The organism is Rufibacter sp. JT3400010, assembly GCF_054956755.1.
The window spans coordinates 225,887-252,392 of record NZ_JBUDXA010000001.1 but is presented as its reverse complement, the minus strand read 5'-3'; the positions used below and the strand labels follow the sequence as shown (position 1 = coordinate 252,392).

Sequence of the window (26,506 nt, the reverse complement as noted above, 5' to 3'; positions counted from 1 at the left end):
TAAGATTTATAACCACACAAGTTTTTTTGTATAAAATATTTTACCTTAATTGAGAACATATCCGCCCCCAACCTTTACGAACCCTATTACCTTTTAACTTTACTGTCTTATGAGTAAAATTAAGTTTGTGAGAGAGTATCCTCTAAACGCATCGCCTAAGATGTTGTACCCGTACCTGAGTACGGCCTCTGGTTTGGCGCAGTGGTTGTGTGATGCGGCCAAACAGATTGGAGACCGCAAGTACAACCTGGTTTGGGACAACCAGGACCACATTGCGGAAATGACCAGCCATAGAATGAACAAATCAGTGCGGTTTACTTTTCCGGGAACCAACAAAGGGGCATCCCATGACTACAGCTACATAGATTTCTCCATAGAGTCAGGGGAGTTAACCCAGGAACAATTTTTGCGGGTGGTAGACTACACAGACGTGGGAGACGTTGAACAACTAACCGAACTCTGGGATAATCAAGTGCTCACGTTACGGGAGTTGATAGGAGGATAGCCCGCCTTTGCACCGCTTTTCGTAAATTTGGCCACTTTCCCGTGAAAGCTGGCTTTCTACCTTATGGCCGGTGCTGGAGGAAGCGGTAGCACTACATGAAAAAATTAGACAAACTTATTTTAAAGTCCTTTTTAGGACCGTTCGTTCTCACCTTCGCCGTGGTAGAGTTTATTCTGCTGCTGCAGGTAATCCTGAAATATCTGGATGATCTGATAGGGAAAGACCTGGGCGTGGGCGTTATCTCAGAGCTGTTGTTTTACTTCAGCCTGAACCTGGCCCCAATGGCCTTTCCGCTGGCCATTCTGCTTTCTTCCTTGATGACGTTCGGGAACCTGGGGGAGCACCATGAACTAACGGCTATCAAAACATCAGGGATTTCCCTGGTGAGAGCTTTGCGGCCGGTTTTCTTCTTTGCCGTGCTGCTCACCATCTCGGCCTTCTATTTCCATAACACTATTGTTCCCAAGGCCAACCTGAAGGCGTACAGTCTTATGTGGGATATTCGGCAAAAGAAGCCATCCCTGGATTTAAAGGAAGGATCGTTCTATGGTGGTCTGCCAAACCGCAGCATTAGGGTAGGGAAGAAATTTGAAGACGGCCAGACTTTGAAAGACATCATGATCTACGACCATTCCAATGGACAAGGGAATGCGGTGGTCATGCTGGCGGACTCCGGGAAAATGTACACCCAGTTCAATGACCAATACCTGGTGCTGGAGATGTTCAACGGCAAAACCTTCGCTGAGGAACGGCCTAGCAGTTCCAATGGCTTTGGGCAGACTACGGGCTATCTGCGGCAGGCGTTTACCAAAAACAAGATTGTGGTGAATTTGTCTTCTTTCCAGATGACCCGGAGCAATGCCCAGTGGTTCGCTGATAACAAGATGATGAAGAACATAAATCAGCTGACGCAGGTAACAGATTCACTGCAGAAACAGATCAGCAAGGAAACCACGTTGCTGGAGCCCAATGTGCGGCCGTTTTACTCGCATTTTTCCACGCTCGGCACTAGTGATTCGCTCAAGATAAAAGTGGATGCCAAGAAGCTGACGCCAGAGATAACTTTGCAGGATGTGCAGACAGCCGCCAACTCGGCGCGGAACGTGAAAAGCTTCACCAGTTCTTATGCTTCAAGATTGAGCACCATTCAACGGGAACGCAACAACTATGAGATTGAAATCTTCCGCAAGTTTACCCAAGCATTTGCCTGTTTCATCATGTTCCTGATTGGCGCCCCGTTGGGAGCCATCATCCGGAAGGGCGGGCTGGGAATGCCCGTGATCATTTCCATCGCTTTCTTCATTGTCTACTATGTGCTCAGTATCCTAGGGGAAAAATGGGGCCGGGAAGGAGTGGCGCCGGTAGCGGTGGGCATGTGGGCGGCCAACCTCATTTTGCTGCCCATTGGACTTTTCTTTTTGTACCAGGCGCGCAATGACTCCAACCTGTTGGAGTTCGACTTCTGGCGCAAACTAACCGCCCGGTTCAGGTCTGCCAAGGCGTAGGAAAAGAAATATCCGTTCTTTATTCTGGTGAAATATTTGAATTATAGGGTTTGTTTGCTATCTTTGCGCCTTATAATCTGAACTGCGAAAATAGACAAGTACAGTTACACGCAATGAAATTAACTACCGAAGCGAAAAAAGAAATCTTCCAAACCAGCGGTTTTTCTAAGTCAGCCACCGATACCGGATCAGCTGAATCACAAATCGCCCTGTTTACTGCCCGGATCAATCACCTGACAGACCACCTGAAAGCAAACAAAAAAGACTTCTCAACCCGTTTGGGTCTTTTGAAGTTGGTTGGTAAGAGAAGAAGACTCCTGAATTACCTTACTAAAACTGACATCACGCGTTACCGCGCTATCATTGCTGAACTAGGCATACGTAAATAATTCACAGAAAAAGATTAGGGAATTCGGTTATTGGATTCCCTAATCTTTTTTATTGCCTCCGCTTTCCCTTCTTGCATTTAGCGCCCTGGGCTTTCTGCCTGTGGGTGCCTTTTTACTTTGAATGCCTCTTATTTCAAGAACGATGTCATATAACGCTATAACTAAAACAATCCGCATGGCCAACGGCCGTGATATCTCTATTGAGACCGGTAAGCTTGCCAAACAGGCAGACGGGTCTGTGGTAGTGAGATGCGGAAATGCCATGCTGCTGGCAACAGTAGTATCTAACGTAGGTGCCCGCGAAGGGGTAGATTTCCTTCCTCTGTCGGTTGATTACCAGGAGAAATTTGCTTCCTCTGGAAAAATTCCAGGAGGTTTCCTGAAAAGAGAAGCCCGTCTTTCTGACTATGAAATCCTGATCAGCCGTTTGGTAGACCGTATTCTGCGGCCTATGTTCCCAGACGACTATCATTCCGAAACCCAGGTAATCATCAACCTGATCTCCGCTGACGCGGAAGTGTTGCCAGATGCGCTGGCTGCTTTGGCCGCTTCTGCCGCTATCTCGGTTTCTGATATCCCTTTCAACGGACCAATCTCTGAAGTACGCGTTGCCCGTATTGACGGACAATTCCAAATCAACCCGTTGCTTTCAGACCTGAAGCGCGCAGACATCGACCTGATTGTAGGTGGATCTGCCGATAGCGTTGCCATGGTGGAAGGTGAGATGAGCGAAGTGTCTGAAGAAGACATGCTGGAAGCCATCCGTGTAGCGCATGAAGCCATCAGAATGCAAGTGCAGGTGCAGGTTGAACTGGCGCAGGAAGTAGGTAATACTACCAAGCGCGAGTACAGCCACGAGACCAATGACCTGGAGCTGAAAGACCTGATCTTCAAAGCGGTTTACGACAAAGCCTATGCGGTTGCCGCCTCCGGTAACAACGTGAAAGCCCAGCGCAAAGAAGCGTTCAAAGCGATCAAAGAAGAATTTGTGGCTTCGTTGCCAGAAGATCACACCTATGATTCTGCCCTGATTGGCAAATACTTCCATGACGCGGAGAAAGAAGCCGTGCGTGACGTGGTCTTGAAAGAGCGTCGTCGTTTAGACGGTCGTGCTTTGGACGAGATTCGTCCTATCTGGTCAGAAGTGAATTACCTGCCTTCGGCGCACGGTTCTGCCGTGTTCACCCGTGGTGAGACTCAGTCTTTGACTACCGTGACCTTAGGTACTAAATTAGACGAGCAGATGATTGACGGAGCCATGTTCTCTGGCTACAACAAATTCATGCTGCACTATAACTTCCCTCCATTCTCTACCGGTGAAGCCAAGCCAATGCGTGGTACCGGCCGTAGAGAGGTAGGGCACGGAAACCTGGCCATGCGTTCTCTGAAGAAAGTATTGCCGCCCGAAGACGAGAATCCATACACTATCCGTATTGTTTCTGACATTCTGGAGTCTAACGGTTCTTCTTCCATGGCTACGGTTTGCGCCGGAACCCTGGCGTTGATGGATGCTGGTATCCAGATCTCAGCCCCTGTTTCTGGTATCGCTATGGGCTTAATCATGGACGAAGAGACGGGCAACTTTGCGGTTCTTTCTGACATCTTGGGTGACGAAGATCACTTGGGTGACATGGACTTTAAAGTAACGGGTACTTCTAAAGGAATCACGGCTTGCCAGATGGACATCAAAGTGAAAGGGCTTTCCTTTGAAATCCTGGGCCAAGCCTTGGCGCAAGCCAGAAACGGACGTTTGCACATCTTAGGCGAGATGAACAAAACCATCGCGCAGCCAAACGCCGACTTCAAACCGCATACGCCACGTTCTACTAATATCATCATTGAGAAAGAATTCATTGGTGCTATCATTGGGCCAGGTGGTAAAGTAATCCAGCAGATCCAACGTGATTCTGGTGCGGTTATCCAGATTGAGGAGAAAAACGACAAAGGCTACGTGAACGTGTTCGCCACGAACCAGGATGCTATGCAGATGGCTGTTTCCAAGATCAAAGCCATTGTAGCCGTTCCGGAAGTAGGCGATACCTATACCGGTAAAGTGAAATCCATTCAGCCGTACGGTGCGTTTGTGGAGTTTATGCCTGGCAAAGACGGTCTGTTGCACATCTCTGAAGTGAAATGGGAACGTCTGGAAAGCATGGAAGGCGTGTTGGAATTAGGCGAGGAAATCCAGGTGAAACTGGTGGACATTGACCCTAAAACCGGCAAGTTCAAGCTTTCGCGTAAAGCGTTGCTGCCCCGCCCAGAGCGTCAGGAGTCTGCTCCTAAAAAGGACTAAGTAAATTACCGCTTAACCCGGCCAAATGCGTCTTGCAAGAGCACGCGTGTGGCCGGGTTTTGGGGTTTATTTATGAAAACAAGCCTGAAACCACGCAAGTTAGCAGGTGTTTTCATTTAGAGAGAACTTTTGGAGAGGGGGAGAGTGTTATCCCAACAGCCAACCAAATCAGAGATTTACACAGATAGAAATACACTCCAATGAGACAGCTGAAAATAAGCAAGCAGATTACCAACCGTGAAAGCCAATCCTTAGATAAGTATCTGCAGGAAATTGGAAAGGTGGACTTGCTCACCCCAGACGAGGAGGTAACGCTTGCCCAGCGCATTAGAGAAGGCGACCAGTTCGCCCTCGAAAAATTAACCAAAGCCAACCTCCGCTTCGTGGTGTCGGTGGCAAAGCAATACCAGAACCAGGGTCTTTCCCTGGGTGACTTGATCAACGAAGGGAACTTAGGTCTTATCAAAGCCGCCAAGCGTTTTGACGAAACCCGTGGTTTCAAATTCATCTCTTATGCCGTTTGGTGGATTCGTCAGTCTATTCTGCAGGCCTTGGCCGAGCAGTCCAGAATTGTGCGTCTTCCGTTGAACCGGGTAGGTTCTTTGAACAAGATCTCTAAATCTTTTTCAGAACTGGAGCAGAAGTTTGAGCGTGAGCCGTCTCCAGAGGAAATTGCCGAAGTATTGGAATTGACTACCGCTGAGGTAGTAGATACCTTGAAGATTTCTGGTCGTCACGTGTCTGTAGATGCTCCTTTCGTACAAGGGGAAGAAAACCGTTTATTGGACGTTCTGGAAAACGAAGACGAAGAGTCTCCGGACACCGGCCTCATGAACGATTCTTTGCGCAAAGAAGTACAGCGCGCCCTTTCAACCTTAACCAAACGCGAAGCAGATGTAATTACCCTTTACTTCGGATTGAACGGTGAGCACTCCCTTACGTTGGAAGAGATTGGCGAGAAGTTCAACCTAACTCGTGAGCGTGTACGTCAGATTAAAGAGAAAGCGATTCGTCGTTTACGCCATACTTCCCGCAGCAAGGCCTTAAAACCTTACTTAGGATAAGTTTACCAGATTATTTTGAAAGCCTTGGTTTCAGCAGGAACCAAGGCTTTTTCTTTTTTAGGCTTTGTAGAAGAAAAAGAGAGAGCTCCCGTTTTTGGGCAGTTTTAGAGAAAATGCCTTGAAAACAAAGGAAGGTTAAACCTTTGGCAAAGCGGCCTGTCTAAAGATTGTGTTACGCAAGAGAATTGTTCTTTCCTGTCTTTTGTTCTATTTGAAAGCTACCTGCTGTACGCGTATTCAGCTTTACAGCTTGATATTGAAACATTCTGGCTTGTAACTTTTTTTATTGCCCTTGGAGGCTACCGGCTCATCTGCCAGTGTCTTTAAAATAATTTGTAATATTGCACTCCCAAATTATTACCTGATATGGATAACCAAAAGGAGCGCGTAAAGTGTTTGATCATAGGTTCCGGCCCGGCCGGATATACCGCCGCTATTTACGCCTCACGTGCCGGTCTTAAACCGGTTATGTACCAAGGCTTACAGCCTGGAGGTCAGCTGACCATTACCAACGACGTTGAAAATTACCCCGGATATCCCTCCGGCATAAATGGCCCGCAGATGATGGAAGACTTCCGTCAGCAGGCCGCTAAATTCGGCACAGACATACGCTATGGCATTGCTACCTCCGTAGACTTCTCCGGCAAGCCGCATAAAGTGACCATTGACGAGCAGAAAGAGATTGAGGCAGACACGGTCATCATCGCCACCGGGGCTTCGGCCAAATGGCTGGGACTGGAGTCTGAATCCAGGTTGAACGGAAGCGGGGTTTCGGCCTGTGCCGTATGCGACGGATTTTTCTACCGGGGTCAGGACGTAGCCATTGTGGGCGCCGGTGATACCGCCTGTGAAGAGGCGCATTATTTGTCCAATCTTTGCTCCAAGGTGTACATGATTGTGCGCCGAAACGAAATGCGCGCGTCTACCATCATGCAGAACCGCGTGAAGCATACGCCTAACATTGAGATTCTTTGGAACAGTGTGACAGAAGAGATTCTGGGTGAGCACGGCGTAGAAGGCGCTCGCATTAAAGACACCGTGACCGGAGAGACAAGAGACATTGCCGTGAACGGTTTCTTTGTGGCCATTGGGCATGAGCCTAACTCCAAAATCTTCCAGCCTTATCTGGAGCATGATGAGAGCGGCTACCTGAAAACCATTCCGGGCACCTCTAAGACCAACATTGACGGGGTATTTGCCTGCGGCGATGTGCAGGACAATGTGTACCGGCAGGCGGTAACTGCCGCTGGTACCGGTTGTATGGCCGCCCTAGATGCCGAACGCTATTTAGCTTCATTAGAAGATTAGAAAATAAAGGAAGAACAAGCCCCTATGGGTTGCCAAGGCAATAAAATAGGGGCTTGTTCAGTTTTAAAGCCGAACCCAAGGAATTGGGACTTTGGTGATTAATCGGATTAAATGTATCTAAGAAAGCTACTTTTTTTCCTGCTGTTCGCTTGCCTCACCTTTACCGGGCACCTGGCCGAAGCGCAGAGAAAAAGAAACACGAAAGAATACAGAAGGAAGTCTCCCAGAATAAATCAGGTGAAACCTGAGACGACGGTAGATGTCAAGCAAGAGACCTTACAGGACAAAGATAAACCCAACCGAGCCGAGTTTAATCCGGTGAAGAAATTATCCATTGTAAGTGAAGACACCAGCTCTTTGAACCTTGGGGAGCAGAGCATTGTGGAAATGTCTGAAGAGATTCAGATGGATGACAGCGCCTGGGTGAAGATAGCGGCTTACTACGCCATCTGGGACACGCAAAACCTGAACCCCTACCGCAAAGACGGACGCACCATCAAAGATACGGTAAACATTACGCTCTTTGATAAACGGCATCCCTACAAAATGCCGCTGGTAAAAACTCCTATTACCTCAGATTTCGGGTTTAGGGGCTACCGCTGGCATTATGGTACAGATCTGGACCTGGATACCGGCGACTCTGTGAAAACAGCATTTGACGGGGTAGTACGGGTTTCTAAATGGGACGGCGGCGGCTACGGCAACTACCTGGTGGTACGCCATGTGAACGGTCTGGAAACGCTGTACGGCCACTTGAGCAAGCCCATTGCCAAGGTAGGGCAATACGTGAAGGCGGGGGAGTTGATTGGCTGGGGCGGTAGCACCGGACGGTCCTCTGGCCCGCACTTGCACTATGAAGTGCGTTACGCGGGAAATCCCATTGACCCAGAGGAACTCTATGATTTCCCTGAATACCTCTTGAAAGGGGAGAACTTCCAAATCACCTCGGCGCTTTTCAGCTACTATAGCAAAACCAAAAAGAAATCAGGTACATCGTCAGGCGCTAGTAGAGCCAGAAGAACGGTTTACCACAAGGTTAGAAGCGGTGATGTACTGGGTTCCATTGCCCGTAAATACGGCGTGCCGGTTTCTCAAATTACCCGTTTGAATAACATTACCGCCAGAACAACCCTGAAATTGGGACGAAATCTGCGGATCAAATAAAAACCACACATGAAGCTTGACTTATTGGCCTTTGCCTCTCATCCAGATGATGCCGAGTTAGGCTGCGTTGGTACGCTGTTGGCTCACAAAGCCCAAGGCAAGAAGGTAGGCATTGTAGACCTGACGCGGGGCGAACTTGGCACCAGAGGCACCCCAGAAACACGTGCCCAGGAATCCGCCGATTCCACCAGGATCTTAGGATTAGATGCCCGCGAAAACTTAGGCCTTGCCGATGGCTTTTTCCGGAATGATGAAGAACACCAGCGGAAAGTGATCCAAGCCATCCGGAAGTTCCAACCGGAGATTGTGCTGATGAATGCCGTTTATGACCGTCACCCAGACCACGGGCGGGGGAGCCAGTTGGTGTCTGAAGCTTGTTTTTACGCAGGCTTGCGGCAAATCAAAACGCAGGACGAAAACGGAACTGAGCAGCAGCCCTGGCGCCCGAAAGCTGTGTACCACTACATCCAGGACCGTTTCATTACCCCTGACCTGGTAGTAGACATTACGCCTTACTGGGACAAGAAAATTGAAGCGATCAGAGCGTTTAAAACCCAGTTTTTCACGCAGGACAGCCCCAACAGCAATGAGCCGGCTACCTACATTTCTTCGCCGGAGTTTTTGCGCTTCATTGAGGCCCGCGCCCAGGAACTTGGTCACGCCATTGGCACCACTTACGGCGAAGGCTTTACTAAAGAACGTTTTTTGGGAGTAAAGAACTTGTTCGATCTGATCTAGATAAATCAAAAAGAAACGAAGAATCCCTTTTGGGCCTTTTTTTAAGAAAGTAAGCCCAAAAGGGATTCTTCGTTTTCAGGTGGGCTTACCTTTACAATACCGCTAACTCAAAAGACCTCGTAGTAACTGTAGGTGATACGAGTATCTGTGTTGATGGCTTTTCCATTATGCCAATCAGGAGATTGGCTGTCCTTTGGTGCGGAGAGCGCTAACTCTACGCACAATCCATTATTTCTCATAACAAATCCCTGCGCTTTAAGCCTGTTTTCTGGAAAAAAAGCTTAAAGCGCAGGGATTCAATTTGCAAAAGAGTAGATTACTTCAGGCGGTTTTTGCGCCAGTCAGACATGCCGGAAGTGGGAGTGGCAGGTGACGCTGTTGCTGTGATTTTCTTGGTTTGTCCTGCAAAAAGGGCGGCTAAAACGGCAGCTATTTCGGCTTCGTCCTGGGAAGGAGCGGGCTTGAGGACGGATGGGTCTTGGAAGTAGCGTTGGATGAACTTGGTGTCAAAGTTACCGGAACGGAAGGCCTCATGCTCCATCACAAATCGCCCGAAGGGCAAGGTGGTTTCTATGCCGGTGATCTGGTACTCATCAATGGCGCGTATCATTTTGTCAATAGCGTCTTGCCGGTCTTTCCCGAAGGTGACCAATTTGGCAATCATGGGATCATAATAGATAGGAATTTCCATGCCTTCCTCAAAGCCATCGTCTACGCGTACGCCTAAGCCTTGCGGGCGTTTGTAGGTGGTGAGGGTTCCAATGTCCGGGAGAAAGTTATTGGTAGGGTCTTCGGCGTAGACGCGCAGCTCCAGGGCGTGGCCGTTGATGGTTAAATCTTCCTGCGAGAAGGAGAGAGGTGCCCCCTGCGCGATTTTGATTTGTTCTTTCACAAGGTCCAGTCCCGTGATTTGCTCTGTTACGGGATGCTCCACCTGCAAACGGGTATTCATCTCCAGGAAGAAGAAGTTCAAGTTTTCGTCTAGCAGAAACTCAACGGTACCGGCGCCCACATAGTCACAGGCTTTGGCTACGTCAACGGCGCAACGGCCCATCTCGGCCCGCAGCTCGGGGGTAAGAACCGCCGAAGGTGCTTCCTCAATCACTTTCTGGTGTCTCCGCTGAATGGAGCATTCCCGCTCAAACAGGTGAACAATGTTGCCGTGGGTATCACCTAACACCTGTATCTCAATATGGCGCGGCGAGCCGATGTATTTCTCAATGAAAACGGCCCCGTTCCCAAAGGCGGAGGTTGCTTCACTTACGGCTAACTGCATCTGTTCCTCAAACTCAGAAACCCGCTCTACCACGCGCATGCCTTTTCCGCCGCCGCCTGCACTGGCTTTGATCAGAATAGGAAATCCGATGTTGGTGGCTATGACCTTAGCTTCTTCCAGGTCGGTGATGGCGTACTCGGTGCCGGGCACCATAGGAATGTTGTACTGCGCCACGGCGGCTTTGGCGGCCAGCTTGCTGCCCATCAGTTCAATGGCTTCGGGCGAGGGGCCTATGAAAGTGATACCGGCATCTTTTACTTGTTGGGCGAAAGCAGCGTTCTCAGAAAGAAAACCGTAGCCCGGGTGAATGGCGTCTACCCCTAAGCGTTGGCAAACATCCAGGATTACATCGGCACGTAGGTAGGAAGCGCTGGAAGCGGGCGGACCCACGCACACGGCTTCATCGGCGTAGCGCACGTGCAGGGCCTGACGGTCTGCTTCAGAATAGATAGCCACCGTTTTGATGCCCATCTCGCGGGCAGAACGCATCACTCTCAAGGCTATCTCTCCGCGGTTGGCCACCAGCAGCTTTTCAATTTTTTTCATGTAGGCAAGTACTTTGGGTTCGTTCTTCAAAGAAAGTTCTTTCCATTCAAAGTTAAAAGGCGTTTTTGCAGTGCCATTCTGACCATGACTTTGTAATTGAGAACATTCAATGTAAATTTGCCTACCTTTTAGGTTTCTATTTTATTGATTACAGAAGGCTTATCACGGCTTTCACATCATTAACCGCCTTAAACTTATCTAAAGTGGATTTATTTGAAAAGTTATTAGCCAACCGCGGACCGCTTGGCAGCCATTCTCACTATGCGCACGGGTATTTTACGTTTCCTAAACTGGAGGGCGAGATTGCTCCGCGCATGACCTTTAGGGGCAAGCAAGTGCTCACCTGGAGTTTGAACAACTACCTGGGCCTGGCCAACCACCCCGAAGTACGTAAAGCCGATGCTGATGCTGCCGCTGAGTTTGGAATGGCTTTGCCGATGGGGGCCCGTATCATGTCTGGTAACTCAAATAACCATGAGCGTTTAGAGCGTGAATTAGCCGAATTCGTGCAAAAAGAAGATGCGTTTCTGCTCAATTTCGGGTACCAGGGCGTGGTTTCTATCATTGATGCCCTGGTAGACCGCCATGACGTGATTGTGTATGATGCCGAGTCACACGCCTGTATCATTGACGGCGTACGTCTGCACCAAGGCAAGCGCTTCGTGTACCAGCACAATGATATGGAGAGCCTGGAGAAACAGTTACAGCGCGCTACCCGCCTCACTAATGAAACCGGCGGCGCCATCTTGGTCATCACCGAAGGGGTGTTTGGCATGAGCGGTAATCTGGGTAACCTGAAAGAAGTGGTTGCCCTCAAAGAGAAATACAGTTTCCGGTTGTTTATTGATGATGCCCACGGTTTTGGCACCATGGGAAAAACCGGTGCCGGTACCGGTGAGTTCTTAGGCGTGCAGGATGGTATTGACGTGTACTTCTCTACGTTTGCCAAGTCTATGGCCAGCATTGGCGCGTTTGTGGCCAGCAATGAGCAAGTAATTGAATACCTCCGCTACAACATGCGCTCGCAGACCTACGCCAAATCTCTGCCCATGACCTTGGTAGTAGGCGCCCTGAAGCGTCTGGAGTTGTTGCGTACCAAACCAGAGCTGAAAGACAACCTCTGGAAAGTGGTAAACGCGCTGCAATCAGGTTTACGGGAGAAAGGCTTTAACATTGGTACCACCAACTCTCCGGTAACACCGGTGTTGTTGAACGGCCAAATACCAGATGCCACCGCTCTTACGCTGGATTTACGTGAGAATTACAACATCTTCTGCTCTATTGTGGTGTACCCGGTGGTACCTAAAGACGTGATTATGCTGCGCCTTATCCCAACCGCCGCCCACACCTTAGAAGACGTGGCCGAAACCATTGCCGCTTTTGAAGCAATCTCCGCGAAGCTAGATAAAGGACTTTATACTAAATCATCGGTAACGGCCTAGAAAGGAGCATCGTTAATAAAATAATACAAACGCTTATATTTTTTGCACCTTATTTTAAAATTCCTATATTAGAGCCATTAAACAACATGTTAAACCATTTAAACAAGCTCTAATGAACAATTTTTCCAAACTTAAGGATCTGGTTCTTTCTCTGGAAGGCGATTTTGAGAAATTCTATGACAAGAAGAATTCAGCCGCCGGTACCCGTGTAAGAAAAGGCATGCAAGATCTGAAAAACATGGCCCAAGATATCCGTAAGGAAGTTCAGGACATGAAGAACAGCGAAGGTGCTGCTAAATAGTAAGTTGCTTTAAAATAAGATATTAAGAAGAAAGGTGGGGATAAAACCCCGCCTTTTTTTGTGCCGATGTTATTCATTAAAAAGCCTCTTGCTTCTGGTCTGTTTAAGAGAAAACAGGCCAGAAGCAAGAGGCTTTTACGTATTCAAACGCTGAGAAAAGCAGTGCTACACAGCTTTCACCAAGTAGTAATTCTTCTTTCCTTTCTGCACCACCAGGTATTTGCCTTGCAGGAAGTCCTGGGAAAGCGCCTCGTCAGGTTTGCCTACTTTCTGCCGGTTAATGCTCACCCCGCCGTTCTGAATCATTTTTTTCGCTTCGCCCTTAGACTCGAAAATCTGGTTCTGGGTGAGTTCAGAAAGAAAATCTACCGACTGGGTTTCGGCAGTTAAACTTTCTCTGGACACCTCAATCTGGGGAACGCCTTCAAACACGGCCAGCAATGTGTCTTCTGGTAAGTTGCGTAGCGTTTCCAGGTCACCTTTCCCGAACAGGATCTGCGAGGCTTCCACGGCACTTTCGTAATCCTCCGCGGAGTGCACGGTGGTGGTCACTTCTTTGGCCAGAGCTTTCTGCAGCACGCGCAGGTGCGGGGCTTGCTGGTGCTCGGCTACCAACGCTTCTATCTCAGGCTGCGTCAGCAACGTGAACCGCTTCACCAGTTTCTCGGCTTCTTCATCGGCTACGTTCAGCCAGAACTGGTAGAACTTGTAGGGCGAAGTCATGGTTGGGTCCAGCCATACGTTTCCGCTCTCAGATTTCCCGAACTTGCTGCCATCGGCTTTGGTCACCAGGGGAGTGGTAAGCGCGAACGCTTTGCCGCCTTCCATGCGCCGGATGAGCTCGGTGCCCGAGGTGATGTTTCCCCACTGGTCAGAGCCGCCCATCTGCAGCCGTACGTTCTTGTGTTTGTACAGGTGGTAGTAGTCGTAGCCTTGCAGTAACTGGTAAGAGAATTCAGTGAAGGAAAGACCTTCGGCGCCGTTTTCGCTTTCCTGGGCGGTAATCCGCTTCTGCACAGACTCCTTTTTCATCATGTAGTTCACCGTGAGGTGCTTGCCCACGTTGCGCAGGAAATCCAGGAAAGAGAACTCCTTGAACCAGTCATAGTTGTTCACGATCTCGGCTGCGTTCTCTACGCCCTCAAACTTCAGGAACTTCTCCAGTTGCTTTCTGATGCCGTTCTGGTTGTCGCGCAGCACTGCCTCAGACAACAGATTCCGCTCCGCGGATTTGCCCGAAGGATCGCCAATCATACCGGTGGCTCCGCCCACCAGCGCGATGGGTTTGTGGCCCGCGCGCTGTAAATGCACCAACAGCATAATGGTGGCCAGATTGCCTATGTGCAGCGAGGAGGCCGTAGGGTCAAAGCCAATGTAGCCCGTGGTCATGCCTGCGTTCAGTTGTTCTTCGGTGCCGGGCATGGTATCCTGCAACATGCCGCGCCAACGCAGTTCTTCAATTAAATTCATGTGACGTCAATTTTACCTGGGTCAAAGTTACCCATTTTTAGTTGTCCGTTAATAGTTGTTCGTTTTTAGTGGAAGGTTGATTCAGATAGCTGACCATCAATTTAACGTGTAAGCCATTATCCTGATAGTATTTGTTTGGGAGCTGATTTCTGAAAAGGGGGCTTAAAACAGATTTCAAAAGGTGTTTGAAGAAGGAACACTAAAAGCTAATAACTGCCAACAAAAAACTAAAAATGGGTAACTTTGGAGTTCCACTTCAATTCCCATCAACTTACCTCCATGGCGCTTACCGCAGAAGATATCCTGAAGCAACTGAAGAACCGTGAATTCGCGCCCTTGTATTTTTTGCAGGGCGATGAACCCTATTATATTGACCTTATCTCTGATTACATTGAGCAGCATGCTTTGAATGACATGGAGAAGGGCTTCAACCAAGTGGTTATGTACGGCAAAGACACCGATGTGCCTACCGTGCTGCTGCAAGCCAAACGGTTCCCCATGATGTCTGACCGGCAGGTAGTGATTGTGAAGGAAGCGCAGAACCTGCCCAACCTGGAAGCTGACCCCGAGAAAGACCCGGCCGCCAAACAGCTGGATGCCTACCTGAACAACCCATTGCCGTCTACCATTCTGGTGTTCTGCCACAAGCATAAATCAGTGGACGGGCGCAAGCGGTTGGGCAAACTGCTGAGCAAAAAGGCGGTGTTCCTCACCACCAAAAAGCTGTATGACAACCAGGTGCCCGCCTGGATTACCCAATTCATCAAAAGCAAAAACCTGCTGGCTACCCCGCAGGCGGTCATGATGTTGGGCGAATTCATTGGCTCAGACTTGTCCCGTTTAGCCAATGAAATTGAGAAATTAGCCATAAACCTGAAACCGGGCCAGACCATTGATGAACGAATGGTGCAGGACAATATTGGCATTAGTAAGGAATATAACATTTTTGAACTGCAGAATGCCCTGGTGCGGCAAGACATTCTCAAGGCCAACCGCATCCTGAACTATTTTGAATCCAACCCGAAGGACAATCCGCTCATCCCTAACCTGGTACTGCTGTTTTCTTTTTTCTCCAAGCTGATGACGTTGCACCTGCTGCCGCAGATTACGGAACAGACGGTGGCGAAGGAGCTGGGTAACCGCGGATTCCTGGCCAAAGAGTACTTGCAGGCGCTCAGGGCCTATCCCTACCGGCGCGTGTTGCAGATCATCGGCTTTATTCATCAGGCAGATTTGCAGAGCAAAGGCATTGAAGGCGGGGCCATGTCAGACGCGGCTATTCTCAAAGAACTGGTGTTTAAGATGCTGCACCAGGTGCCCGTTTTGCAAAAAACCGTTTAAAGGCCGGTTTACAGAAACAAGCCCCGAAACAGGAATTTATCTAGTAGGGTTACATGCTAAAACTACTATATATTCGTTCAGGGCAAAGGACAGTTTGGTAAAATAAGCTCGTCACTTTCGTTGCATTTTTTCTAATTTTGAAGGACTGGCCTTCGCGGCGAAGCAGGACAGAACTGTTTTACCTGAGCGGCTGCCTTAAGTTTATTTCACTATGAAACTACCTCACAAGTTAGCCTTGGCTACTGCCTTGCTGGGAGGAGCTCAGGTTGCCCACGCGCAGCATCCCCTGACCTTCCGCTCAGAAGAGCGCTTCTTCCAGGAAGGACTGGAGTTGTTTGACCGCGAGAAGTTCGGGGCTGCCCAACAAGCCTTCGCGGAGTACATTCGGCTCATCAATGACCCGCTGAAAACTGCCGATGCCCAGTATTACTACGCCATTAGTGGTCTGCACCTGTTTCACCCAGATGCCGAGCAGTTGGTTTTACAGTTTGCCTCTAGGTATCCGGCGCACCCAAAAGCAGCCACCGCTTTCTTTGAGTTAGGTTCTACGCTCTTTGACAACAAGAACTACGACAAAGCCATAGAGTACCTGGAGAAAGCCCCCGCTGACCGTTTGAACGAGGCGCAACTGAAAGAGGCTGACTTCAAACTGGGGTATTCCTATTTTACCAAGAAGAACTTCACCAAAGCCAAGGAACTGTTTGACCGCAACAAGCGGGGCACCCACAAGTACACCTACGCCTCCAGCTACTACGCCGGTTATCTGGCGTACCGCGAGGGCGATTACATAGGTGCCAAACTGGACTTGCAGGTAGCCGAAAAAGACGAGCATTACCGCCCGGTAGTGCCGTACATGCTCACCGAGGTCCTCTACAAAGAAAAGAACTTCCCCGAGGTCATCAGCTACGGCGAAAAGTCGTTGCAGATGAGCCCGCCGGTGCAGAACCCCAAGGAGATTGAGCTGTTGGTGGGCGATGCCTATTTCCAGCGGAACGACTTTGCAAATGCCGCCAAGTACTTCAAGAGTTATGCTCAGGGCAAAAAGACCCTTGACAAAACGGTGCAGTACAAAATGGGTATCACCGATTACAAGAACAATGATTTCAAGAGCGCCGTCCAGAACCTGAAAGCGGTGGCCTTCCACTCAGATTCGCTGGGTCAGAATGCTTCGTATCATTTAGGTTTAAGCTACCTCAAAGACAACAACAAGCAATTCGCGCTGGGCGCTTTTGACCAGGCCCGCAAGCTGAACATTGACCAGAACGTGAAGGAAGGAGCTACCGTGAAATACGCGCAGCTCAACTATGAACTGGGCAACTTCTCTGAAGTCATTAATTCCTTGGCTTCGTTTGGAAAAGACTATCCAGATTCAAGGTTTAGTGGCGAAGTAGATGATATCCTTAGCGAGGCTTACCTCAATTCAAGCAACTACCTGGAAGCCATTCAGCACATTGAGAAACTGCCTAAGCGTAGCCACCGCATCAATGAGACCTACCAGCGGGTAACCTATTACCAGGGCGTAAAACTGTACAATGACCAGTTGTTCCAACAGGCAGTGGCCATGTTGGACAAATCATTGGGTTTTCCTTACAACAAGGAGATTGAAGCCGGCAGTAATTTCCTGAAAGGCGAGGCCTATTCCATTGGGCAACGCTGGCCGCAGGCAATCAATAGCTACGGCGCGGTGTTCCAGACTGTGAACTCCGGCCGTACCGAGTTTTACGTGAAATCTCGGTACGGCATTGGGTACGCCTACTACAACGAAAAGCAGTACGACAAAGCGCTGGTACACTTCAAAGCGTACCTGAACGACAATACCATCAAAGCCGGTAACCCTAACTACGCAGATGCCATGATTCGCTTAGCGGATTGCTACTACGTGACCAAAGATTACACCTCGGCTCTGAATTACTATGACCAGGCGCTGGCCGCCCGTACCCCAGACGCGGACTACGTGCAGTTCCAGAAAGGCGTGGTCTATAACCTGATCGGCAGAAGGGATCAGGCCATTCAGAGTTTACAGACGCTGCTCAAGTCCTATCCCAAGTCGCGCTACGCAGATGATGCCGTGTACCAGAAAGGGATTATTGATTTCGAGAACTCCAACTACGCTCCGGCCATTGCTTCGTTTACACAACTGGTAGACAGTTATCCTTCCAGCACGTTGGTGCCAAACGCCTTGCAGAAACGCGGAGTAGCGTACATGAACCTGAAACGCCAGAATGAAGCCATCGCAGATTTCAAGCGCGTAATTGACCAATACCCAACGCATGAGATAGCCAACAATGCGCTTTACAGCTTACAGGAAGCCTTAGGCGCTGCAAACCAAACTGAGCAGCTAGATACCTATCTGATCAAGTTCAAAGCGGCCAACCCAGAAAGTGATGCCCTTGAAAGTGTTGAATTTGAAGCAGCTAAGTCGCTTTACTTCAATGAGAAATACGCCCAGGCCATTCCTAAGTTTGAAGGCTTCCTGAAGAGTTATCCTGCTAGTGCTTCAGTGGCGAACGCCCGTTACTTTTTAGGTGATTCCTACTTCCGGAACGGTGACAAAGCCAATGCCCTGCGCAGCCTTAAGGAAGTTGCCATAGAAGGTAAATCTGAATACCTGAGCAAAGCCGTACAACGCGTAGCGGATATGGAGTTTGAAATCGGTAACTACACCGAAGCCGCCAACTTCTACTCTCGTCTGCGTGACCTGGCCGTGAATAAAAAGGAGCAGGCCAATGCCTTAATGGGCCTCATGAAGAGTTTCTACTTCACCAATGACTTCAACAACACCATCCTGATTGCCGACGAATTGATTGCCCGGGGCAATGCGACCTTGGGGGCCTACAACTCGGCCTTGCTCTTCAGGGGGAAAGCCAGCTATGCCTTAGGCAGAGTAGATCAGGCCCAAAAGGAATTCGCCGCGGCCGCCACATCTGCCACGGATGAGAACGGGGCCGAAGCCCATTACCTGCTCAGCGAGATTTACTTCAAGCAGCAGAAATACAAAGAAGCCTTAGACCACGGCTTTGAGTTCAGCAAGACCTTCGGCGACTATGACCAATGGTTGGGAAGAACCTTCCTGCTCATTGCCGATGTCTATGTGGCTCAGAACGAAGCTTTCCAGGCCAAAGCTACCCTGAACTCCATTATTGAAAATTCTCCGCTGGAAGAAATCAAAACCGAGGCAAGAGCCAAATTGGCGGCATTAGAAAACAGTGTTGTTCCGGCTACCAGCACTCCTAAAGACTAAGAACATGAGATATACAACTAAATGGGCAGGGGTTTCCGCTCTTTTTCTGTTAGGCTTATTACCCGCTGCCCACGCCCAGACGGGTTGGGGCGAAGGCAACAAACTGGAAAGCACTGAGATTGTAGTAGAGAAGAACCGCACGCTGGAGTTGCCAGAAGCGCACCGAAACTTCCAGAAATTCCTGATTCAACCACCCACCCTGGCAGACCGCAAGGTGACGTACCGCTTCAATGAGTACCGCTTACCTGAGCATTACATCAACCTGCCCATGAAGGTGCTAACCATCCAGCAGGAAGAACTCTCCAAGCTGTATGGCAACTACGTGAAAGCCGGTATCGGGAACTATGGTACGGTGTATGCGAAAGGGTATTTCCATAACAAACGCAGTGACAAATCTTCCTTCGGGGCACAGGTGGGGCATATCTACTCGGCCCATGGCCCTATAGAGCATTCGGGCTCGGCTAACAGCTATGTGCAGGCAAACGGTGACTTGTACTTAGGTCCTGTCACGGTAGGCGGACGGATAAAGTATGACCGTGACCAAACCTATTTCTATGGTCGCCAGAATGTAGCGGAATTTGACGAAGATGCTATCAAACAGGTATATAACCGCTTTGCCGTAGAGGGACACTTGAACAACCTCACAGACGTAAAGAACCCGTTCCAGTATGATGGCAAAGTGGGCTTGACTTACACCAATGACAACTACAACGCCAAAGAAACCCACCTGTATGGCAGCGTAGAAACCAACTACGCCCTTAGCGATGTGTCTAAAGTGCTGGTAAACCTTGACCTGGCCTACACCAACCTGAATGACGCGGATTCTTATGGCCGGGGTTTCTTCAAGATTCGTCCGGCGTACGCCCTGCAGAAAGACAACCTAAACCTGTTGTTGGGTGCTACCATTGCCTATACCGGAGACACCATCAATGATGCCCGTAAATTCAACATCTACCCAGCTCTGGAAGCCAACTACCAGGTAATCCAGAACAAGCTGTCATTGTTTGTGGGAGCGGGCGGAGATTTGCAGCGGACTACCTTGTATTCGCTCAGTAAAGAGAATCCCTGGCTAAACCAGAACGTACAGATAGCCGATGTCAACAAAGGGCTGGAAATCTACGGGGGTATAAACGGCAGCATCAGCAAATCGGTGCAGTTTACGGGCCGGGTAGCCTTGCAGAATTACCGGAACCTGTATTTCTACAATAACGCCGTGGCAGACTCCTCTAAGTTTGATATTCTGTATGACAACGGCGTCACCAAGGTGTTCCAGTTCTTCGGGCAATTGACTTTTAACCAGTCAGAAGATTTAAGGCTGGGCTTAAAGGCCGAAAGCAATAACTACTCAACTACTTCATTGCGTGAGGCTTTCCACCGGCCAGACATGATTGCCACCGCGTTTGCCTCATATAATCTTTCAGACAAGATTCTCTTCAACGGTGAACTTTACTATCTTAGCAGTTCGTTCGGGCAAATAACCCGTACAGATGGTACTACCGTATTGCGCGAAACAGACACCGTAGTGGATCTTAATTTGAAAGCAGATTACCGCTTCTCTCCAAGATTCTCGGCGTTTCTGATGGGCAATAACCTGTTGGGCAGCAAATACCAACGTTTTGTGAATTATCCAACCCAGGGAATTTCCCTGATTGGTGGGGTTACTTACTCATTCTAATTACTATGGTTCAGAGCCACATAAAATCACTCTTGTACGCCTATGACTGCGTGATCATTCCCAATTTCGGGGGATTGATCACGCATTATGCGCCTGCTAAAATCCATCCGGTGAAACACATGTTTTCGCCTCCTTCTAAACGGATTGCCTTCAATGAGCAACTGAAGGTGAACGATGGACTTCTGATCTCCACGTTGGCGCAGAAGCAGCAGTTGCCTATGTCAAAAGCCCAACTGGCGGTGGCTGAATTTGTCTCCGAACTGAAAGAGCAACTCAGAACCCAGCACCGCTTTGAACTGGAAGACGTAGGCGTGTTCCGCTACAACGCCGAGCACAAACTGGTGTTTGAGAATTTGGAGAGCGACAATTTTCTGGAGCAGGCCTTCGGGTTACCAGAGTTGGTAGCCAAACCAATAGCCGGTAAAGAGACCCTCATTCTTAGAGGCAAGTATCAGGACCAGACCGCCCAACCAGCAGAAGGCAAAAAAGCCGGAAGCCGCTTCCGCAAGCTGTACCGCGTAGGAGCCAGTCTGGTGATTGGTTGCTTATCTGTGAGTGCAGTGTACCTTCTTTCCCTGCAAAGTGATGTAGCATTGAGTTCCTTGAATCCAGTGACTCTGTTGACCGGTTCAGAAAACGCCGCATCCGCCGATCAGGAGTCTACACAAGCCACTGAGCTAGATGCCTTTGAACAAGCGCAGTTAACGGAACAGTATAGATCGGCTTTGCCCATTGAACCTTCCATTGAGGCAGAATTAGCCGCTGAAGACTCGCTTTTGGCCTCTTTTCCTAAAACTGGCCCAGAAACACCGGTAGCGGAGCCAACGCCAGTTCAAGCAAAGGTTGAAGTAAAAGAAGAAGCGAATGTGGCTGCTGCTCCCGTAGAGGCCGAAGTAGCCAATGCCGAAAAACCTGCCGAGGTGAAAGCTGTAAAAAAAGCACCTGTTGCTACTTCTACTGCAATTAAAAGCAAAACAGGCCGTTTCTACATCATCATGGGCGTGTTTGACAACTCTAACGGCTACGCAACCATGAATCAGAAGCAACTTCTGAAAAAAGGGTTCAAATCAAAGATTATTACCTCCATCTATGACACCAAACGGCAACGTGTTTCAGTAGCAGATTTTGCTTCTGAGGCCGAGGCCTTCGCAGCTCTACCGGCGTTGCGCTCTAAAATCAGCAATGAACTTTGGGTATATAACTATTAACATGAACGCTTTTCTGCTCCAGATTACCACTTCAGCACCCGTAGACACCTTGGCTAATGCAGCAAATGCCGCAGAACCCACCACCGAAACTGTTTCGCTTTTAGACCTTACCCTTGCCGGGGGGTGGGCCATGATTCCCTTAGCGGCTCTCTCGTTAGTGGCCATTTACATTTTTGTGGAGCGTTTCCTCACCATTAAGAAAGCTTCTAAAAACCCTTCAGACTTCCTGGGCAGACTCAAATCTCTGGTAGTTGCTGGTGACGTGCAGGGCGCGCGCATGCTTTGTGCCCAAACCAATTCACCTATTTCACGCATGTTGGAGAAAGGTATTTCCCGCATAGGGCAGCCTTTGAAGAGCATTGAGGCATCTATTGAAAACGTAGGTAAAATTGAAATTGCCCGTTTAGAGAAAAACCTGTCTGGTTTGGCTACCGTGGCCGGAGCGGCTCCTATGCTGGGTTTCTTAGGAACAGTAACGGGTATGATTGGCGCGTTTATTGCCATTGCCCAGGCAGAAGGCTCCATTAGCCCTAAATTGCTTTCAGGAGGTATTTATGAAGCAATGGTAACTACCGCCGCTGGTCTGATTATTGGCTTACCGGCGTATGTGGGCTATAACTACTTAGTTTCTGAGATTGACAGCATTGTGCACGACATGGAGCACAGCTCCATTGAGTTCATTGATTTATTACAGGAGCCACAAGCCTAATGAATTTACGTTCCAAAAATAGAATCAGTGCCGAGTTCAGCATGTCATCCATGACAGATATCATCTTTCTGTTGTTGATCTTCTTCATGCTGACCTCCAATTTTGTCACACCCACGGCCTTGCCGGTAAACTTACCTTCCAGCACCAAAGGCAGCATTGTGATGCAGAAGGTGAGCGTAACGGTGACCTCTGACTTGAAATATTACGTAAACGACCAACAAACCAACATTGAAGGACTGCAACCACTGTTAGCGCAAGCGTTAGGCAACGTAGAAGAAGGTATGGGGGTGGTAGTCCTTAATGTAGACAAAAGCGTACCAGTAGAATATCTGGTGAAAGTTGGCAGCATCGCCAATGACTTGAAGGCGAAGGTATCAATTGCCACTATAGCAACGGAATAATAGAATGATTGCCTTAACTCAAGAAGAAGAAAAAAACAAACGGATAGCCATGGGCGTGAGCTTGGCGTTACATCTGCTTTTGTTGCTTTTTCTTTTCTACTTTATGGCCTGGAAAGCCCCAGATCCGCCGCTGGATCAACTAGGCGGCATCGAAATGTCCTTCGGGACAACGGAGACCGGGAGCGGAGATGTGCACAGCCGGGCCGAGCCTAATCCTTCCACCAACACCGAGGATAGCAGACCCGCCGCTACGGCTCCTAAAGTAACGCCCACGCCGCAACCGCAGCCTCAGCACGTAGAAGTAACCAAAGCCGACAAAGTAGTCACCACAACCATGGAATCTCCGGTTTCGGTGAAAGAAGAACCAAAGCCCAAGGTAGAGGAGCAGCCGAAGGAAGTGGTGAAGAAAGTGGACAACCGCGCCTTGATGACCGGCAAAGCAAAAGCCGGCGCTGGAAACGGAACCTCGGGCACCAGCAATCGGCCTACCGGAAATAACAACGGAGATGAAGGTACTGTGGGTGACAAAGGTAATCCTGCCGGTATTTACCCCGGTAAGTCGAATGGCAAAGGCGGAAGCGGCGGTGGTTCTTTGAACATGCCCGGTTGGCGGTATGACATCGCCCCCAGACCTGACCCATATGACAATGAAAGCGGCAGAGTTGTTTTCAGGATTAAGATAGACGCCGACGGCGAATTAGTGAACCTGGAAGTAGTGGAAAGTAATGTAAGCCCTCAGGTGGTGAACTGGTATAAGAACGAAGTTAGGAAAACCTCCTTCAGCCGTACCAATAATGCCGCTTCCAGTGCTGGTGCCACCGGAACTATCACCTTTATTATCAGAGCTAATTAAAGACGACCTTCGTGACGTACGAACAAGCCTTAGACTACCTATACCAACAGTTGCCGATGTTTCACCGCATCGGCAACGCTGCTTTTAAGAAGAGCCTGGACAATATTCTGGCTCTCACCGCAGCCATTGACAACCCCCAGTACAAGTTCAAAACCGTGCACGTGGGCGGCACCAACGGGAAAGGCAGTTCCTCTTCCATGCTGGCGGCGGTGCTGCAAGCCGCGGGGTACAAGACGGGGCTTTACACCTCACCCCACCTGAAGGAGTTCACCGAGCGCATCAGGGTAAATGGCGAAATGATTTCCCGCGAGAAGGTCGCTTCCTTTACCCAACAGCACCAAGCTTTGTTTGAGGAAGTGAAACCCTCCTTCTTTGAAATGACGGTAGCCCTGGCCTTTGACCATTTCGTGGAGGAGCAGGTAGACATTGCCATCATTGAAGTAGGCCTGGGTGGACGGCTGGACTCCACCAACATTATCACGCCGCTGGTTTCCTTGATCACCAACATCGGCTTAGACCATCAATTGCTGTTGGGTAACACGGTGCAGGAGATTGCCACAGAGAAAGCGGGCATCATCAAATCTGGGGTACCGGCTGTCATCAGTACCACCCAAGTTGCCGTTTCAGCCATCTTTGAGGAAAAGAGCCGTGAAACGAACAGCCCCCTCATTTTTGCCGACCAAACCTACAAAGTAGAGTTTCTGGAAACGAAAGGAACATCGTCTTTATACGCTGTCTACAAAGGAGATACCCTGTATATAGATCAACTGGAGCTTTCACTGCTGGGAAGTTATCAGCGCTTTAACTTACCGGGAGTTCTGGCCACTATTGAGCAGCTGAAAGAAAAAGGGTTTCACCTGACGGAAGAACACCTGCGGGAAGGACTGAGGAACGTGCAAGCGCTTACTGGTTTAAAGGGCCGTTGGCAAATACTAGGGCAAAACCCATTGATGATCTGTGACACCGGACACAATGTAGACGGCTTACGGGCGGTGGTGCAGCAATTGCTGTCGCTTCAGCCTAAACGGGTGCATTTCGTTTTTGGGGCGGTTAACGACAAAGACATTCAAAGCGTGCTGCGCCTGCTGCCGGTGAGTTACCGTTATTATTTCTGCGAAGCCCAGATTCCCAGAGCGCTGCCCGTGCAGAAACTTTGGGAAGAAGCCCAGTTTGCCGGACTCAAGGGAGCCGCGTACCCAACCGTGGAAGATGCTATTATGGCTGCAAAAGCCTTCGCCCAGGAAGATGAGGTAATTTTCATTGGCGGTAGTACCTTTGTAGTGGCAGAAATACCCGAACTATAAGTAATGGGCAGAGGAAAACTAGAGAAATTTGCAGTAAACGCCACCCGCGCAAATGTGGTGGAACCAGGAAAAGAGAATTTCGAGAAATTAAAAGGGAATTGGAACCGCGACTTCTTCCTGAAAGAGCAACCCCTGATTCTGGAAGTGGGCTGCGGCAAAGGCGAATATACAGTGGGCATGGCCCAGCTATTCCCCCACAAAAACTTCATTGGCATTGATATCAAAGGAAACCGTATCTGGAAGGGGAGTTCCCTGGCCCTGGAAGCCGGTTTATACAACGTAGGTTTCCTGCGCATCTTCCTGGAAAACCTGGACCAGCACTTCGGAGAGCACGAGGTAGACGAGATCTGGATCACGTTCCCAGACCCACAACCCCGCAAACGCGACATCAAGCGTCGGCTTACCTCCCCGCGGTTCCTGGAGATGTATAAACGCCTCCTCAAACCCGGCGGCAAGCTCCACCTTAAAACCGACAGCGAACTGCTCTTTGACTACTCCCTGGAAGTACTCCAAGAGCGCCCTGCTGCTAACCTGTTATACACCAAAGATCTATACGATTCTGACCTACAGGAACACACCATGGGCATCTACACTACCTTCGAGAAAAAGTACCTTGATCTGGGTGTGCCCATCAAATACCTGCAGTACACCTTTTAATGTGCTAATGGGTTAATGTGCTGATGTGTTATTTTAAATTTGGAGATTTGAAGACGTGGTGATGTTGGTTGGAGATGATTTTGTTATTCAAGGTAACTTTAAGCATTGCCGTCACACTTGATTCCTCATAATAAGAAAGCCCTTTTGGGCCTGTTTTATGAAAACAGGCCCAAAAGGGCTTTCAATTTTTAAGCTATATGAAGAAGTAATTTATATGCTTTTTAAATCTGCACATCTTCAAATCTCCACATCTCCGAATTCAAAAATTAGCACATCAGCACATTGCCCCATTAGCACATTAATCAATCTTCCAGCTGTTCAAAGATTTCCTCCAGTTCATCAAAGTTCTTGAAGCCGGGCCGTATTTCCTGACCGCCTTTGAGGGCGATGCCTGCCGGGTGAATCTTATCTAAAGCTACTTTCGTGTTTTCTTTCGTTAAGCCGAAGCCTAATAGAATTGGGTACTTTTTAGAGATATCGCGGAGAAAACGGAGGTTGGTCTCGTCAATGAAGGTGAAGTCCTCAGAGTCAATCAGGAAGTATTCTACGTGTTGGTGGTAGGTTTCCAGGGTACTGATGATGTTTTCCTCTACGGTATCTTTGTCAATGAGCACGCGCAGGATGATGGGAAGGGGCAGGTCGTCCAGTTCTTCAATAAAGTAGAGGCTGTTTAACTGTAGCATGTCTACTTTGTAAGACAGAAGCAGTTCCTCCAGTTCCTGCGCCGGAATATCGGTTACTTCGCCCACCAGTTTCACACCCGAAACCCAACCGGCTATTTCCTTGAAAGCTTCTGGGGTGATGTACTGAGATTGGCTGGGCTGTAGCGAAAAACCCAGCATTTCTACCCCCATACCGGCGCAATAGCGGGCATCGCTTAGGTTAGAAATCTGGTTGACTAGAACAATTGTATTAAGTGCCATGCTATTAAATGCTTGTTTTACGTAAAACAGCCCATAAATAGGTTGTTTCAAGGACCAAAAGTAATCTGTTTCCCTCTTGTAGCCTAAAGAGACCACATTTATTTCCGGTTAGGTGCCTCCAAAAGGAGGTTATCTTCTCTTAAACTTATTTTTAACGGATTGGGTTGAAAGTAAGAAGGCTAGTAAGTGCCTG

22 protein-coding genes are annotated in these 26,506 nt (G+C 49.1%); 19 read left to right on the top strand and 3 right to left on the bottom strand.

All coding sequences use genetic code 11. The features are described 5' to 3' along the window. Positions 1 to 109: 109 nt before the first annotated feature. From ACY0JR_RS01035 to bshB1, 8 genes are all read left to right on the top strand, one after another. A complete protein-coding gene (locus ACY0JR_RS01035) occupies positions 110 to 505 on the top strand; it encodes an START-like domain-containing protein (RefSeq protein ID WP_462631934.1) in 396 nt (131 codons plus the stop codon). 95 nt (positions 506 to 600) lie between these two features. Continuing rightward, positions 601 to 2,010, top strand: coding sequence for an LptF/LptG family permease (locus ACY0JR_RS01030; RefSeq protein WP_462631933.1), 1,410 nt, complete (start codon positions 601 to 603; stop codon positions 2,008 to 2,010). 113 nt (positions 2,011 to 2,123) lie between these two features. Continuing rightward, positions 2,124 to 2,399 (top strand): 30S ribosomal protein S15, encoded by a 276-nt coding sequence (gene rpsO / locus ACY0JR_RS01025; protein WP_181306458.1) that lies wholly within the window; start codon positions 2,124 to 2,126, stop codon positions 2,397 to 2,399. A gap of 142 nt (positions 2,400 to 2,541) precedes the next feature. Next, positions 2,542 to 4,692 (top strand): polyribonucleotide nucleotidyltransferase, encoded by a 2,151-nt coding sequence (pnp, locus tag ACY0JR_RS01020; RefSeq protein WP_462631931.1) that lies wholly within the window; start codon positions 2,542 to 2,544, stop codon positions 4,690 to 4,692. Positions 4,693 to 4,892: 200 nt separating this feature from the next. After that, a complete protein-coding gene (locus ACY0JR_RS01015; protein ID WP_048920485.1) occupies positions 4,893 to 5,756 on the top strand; it encodes a sigma-70 family RNA polymerase sigma factor in 864 nt (287 codons plus the stop codon). 366 nt (positions 5,757 to 6,122) lie between these two features. Beyond that, entirely contained in the window at positions 6,123 to 7,064 is a 942-nt protein-coding gene (gene trxB / locus ACY0JR_RS01010) for a thioredoxin-disulfide reductase (RefSeq protein ID WP_462631928.1), read from the top strand. Between the two features lie 237 nt (positions 7,065 to 7,301). After that, positions 7,302 to 8,228 (top strand): peptidoglycan DD-metalloendopeptidase family protein, encoded by a 927-nt coding sequence (locus ACY0JR_RS01005; RefSeq protein ID WP_462631927.1) that lies wholly within the window; start codon positions 7,302 to 7,304, stop codon positions 8,226 to 8,228. A 9-nt stretch (positions 8,229 to 8,237) separates the two neighbouring features. Further along, positions 8,238 to 8,966 carry a bacillithiol biosynthesis deacetylase BshB1 gene (gene bshB1 / locus ACY0JR_RS01000; protein WP_462631926.1) on the top strand — a complete coding sequence of 243 codons (729 nt, stop codon included), beginning with the start codon at positions 8,238 to 8,240 and terminating at the stop codon, positions 8,964 to 8,966. 316 nt (positions 8,967 to 9,282) lie between these two features. On the opposite strand, the gene accC is transcribed toward bshB1, so the two are convergent. Beyond that, positions 9,283 to 10,788, bottom strand: coding sequence for an acetyl-CoA carboxylase biotin carboxylase subunit (gene accC / locus ACY0JR_RS00995; protein WP_462631924.1), 1,506 nt, complete (start codon positions 10,786 to 10,788; stop codon positions 9,283 to 9,285). A gap of 203 nt (positions 10,789 to 10,991) precedes the next feature. On the opposite strand from accC, the gene ACY0JR_RS00990 reads away from it, so the two are divergent. Then, positions 10,992 to 12,230 (top strand): aminotransferase class I/II-fold pyridoxal phosphate-dependent enzyme, encoded by a 1,239-nt coding sequence (locus ACY0JR_RS00990; protein WP_462631923.1) that lies wholly within the window; start codon positions 10,992 to 10,994, stop codon positions 12,228 to 12,230. 112 nt (positions 12,231 to 12,342) lie between these two features. Beyond that, on the top strand, positions 12,343 to 12,531 hold the full coding sequence (locus ACY0JR_RS00985; protein ID WP_062545226.1) for a histone H1: 189 nt from the start codon (positions 12,343 to 12,345) through the stop codon (positions 12,529 to 12,531). 165 nt (positions 12,532 to 12,696) lie between these two features. Here ACY0JR_RS00985 and tyrS read toward each other — a convergent pair whose 3' ends face one another. Beyond that, entirely contained in the window at positions 12,697 to 14,001 is a 1,305-nt protein-coding gene (tyrS, locus tag ACY0JR_RS00980; RefSeq protein WP_462631922.1) for a tyrosine--tRNA ligase, read from the bottom strand. Positions 14,002 to 14,280: 279 nt separating this feature from the next. Here tyrS and holA point away from each other — a divergent pair, with 279 nt between their 5' ends. From holA to trmB, 9 genes are all read left to right on the top strand, one after another. Next, positions 14,281 to 15,342, top strand: coding sequence for a DNA polymerase III subunit delta (gene holA / locus ACY0JR_RS00975; RefSeq protein ID WP_462631921.1), 1,062 nt, complete (start codon positions 14,281 to 14,283; stop codon positions 15,340 to 15,342). Between the two features lie 211 nt (positions 15,343 to 15,553). Then, entirely contained in the window at positions 15,554 to 18,583 is a 3,030-nt protein-coding gene (locus tag ACY0JR_RS00970) for a tetratricopeptide repeat protein (RefSeq protein ID WP_462631920.1), read from the top strand. 4 nt (positions 18,584 to 18,587) lie between these two features. After that, on the top strand, positions 18,588 to 20,258 hold the full coding sequence (locus ACY0JR_RS00965; protein WP_462631919.1) for a TonB-dependent receptor: 1,671 nt from the start codon (positions 18,588 to 18,590) through the stop codon (positions 20,256 to 20,258). Between the two features lie 5 nt (positions 20,259 to 20,263). After that, positions 20,264 to 21,466, top strand: a complete 1,203-nt coding sequence (locus ACY0JR_RS00960) for an HU domain-containing protein (protein WP_462631918.1) — start codon at positions 20,264 to 20,266, stop codon at positions 21,464 to 21,466. 1 nt (position 21,467) lies between these two features. Then, on the top strand, positions 21,468 to 22,175 hold the full coding sequence (locus ACY0JR_RS00955; RefSeq protein ID WP_462631917.1) for a MotA/TolQ/ExbB proton channel family protein: 708 nt from the start codon (positions 21,468 to 21,470) through the stop codon (positions 22,173 to 22,175). Next, positions 22,175 to 22,576: an ExbD/TolR family protein gene (locus ACY0JR_RS00950; protein ID WP_462631916.1), complete on the top strand. Its 402-nt coding sequence runs from the start codon at positions 22,175 to 22,177 to the stop codon at positions 22,574 to 22,576. The genes ACY0JR_RS00955 and ACY0JR_RS00950 overlap by 1 nt, the downstream gene beginning before the upstream one ends. Before the next feature lie 4 nt (positions 22,577 to 22,580). Beyond that, entirely contained in the window at positions 22,581 to 23,429 is an 849-nt protein-coding gene (locus tag ACY0JR_RS00945) for an energy transducer TonB (protein WP_462631915.1), read from the top strand. Positions 23,430 to 23,440: 11 nt separating this feature from the next. Further along, positions 23,441 to 24,733, top strand: coding sequence for a bifunctional folylpolyglutamate synthase/dihydrofolate synthase (locus ACY0JR_RS00940; RefSeq protein ID WP_462631914.1), 1,293 nt, complete (start codon positions 23,441 to 23,443; stop codon positions 24,731 to 24,733). Between the two features lie 3 nt (positions 24,734 to 24,736). After that, positions 24,737 to 25,390: a tRNA (guanosine(46)-N7)-methyltransferase TrmB gene (gene trmB, locus ACY0JR_RS00935; protein ID WP_462631913.1), complete on the top strand. Its 654-nt coding sequence runs from the start codon at positions 24,737 to 24,739 to the stop codon at positions 25,388 to 25,390. A 302-nt stretch (positions 25,391 to 25,692) separates the two neighbouring features. On the opposite strand, the gene trpF is transcribed toward trmB, so the two are convergent. Then, a complete protein-coding gene (gene trpF, locus ACY0JR_RS00930) occupies positions 25,693 to 26,313 on the bottom strand; it encodes a phosphoribosylanthranilate isomerase (RefSeq protein WP_462631912.1) in 621 nt (206 codons plus the stop codon). Positions 26,314 to 26,506: the final 193 nt, after the last annotated feature.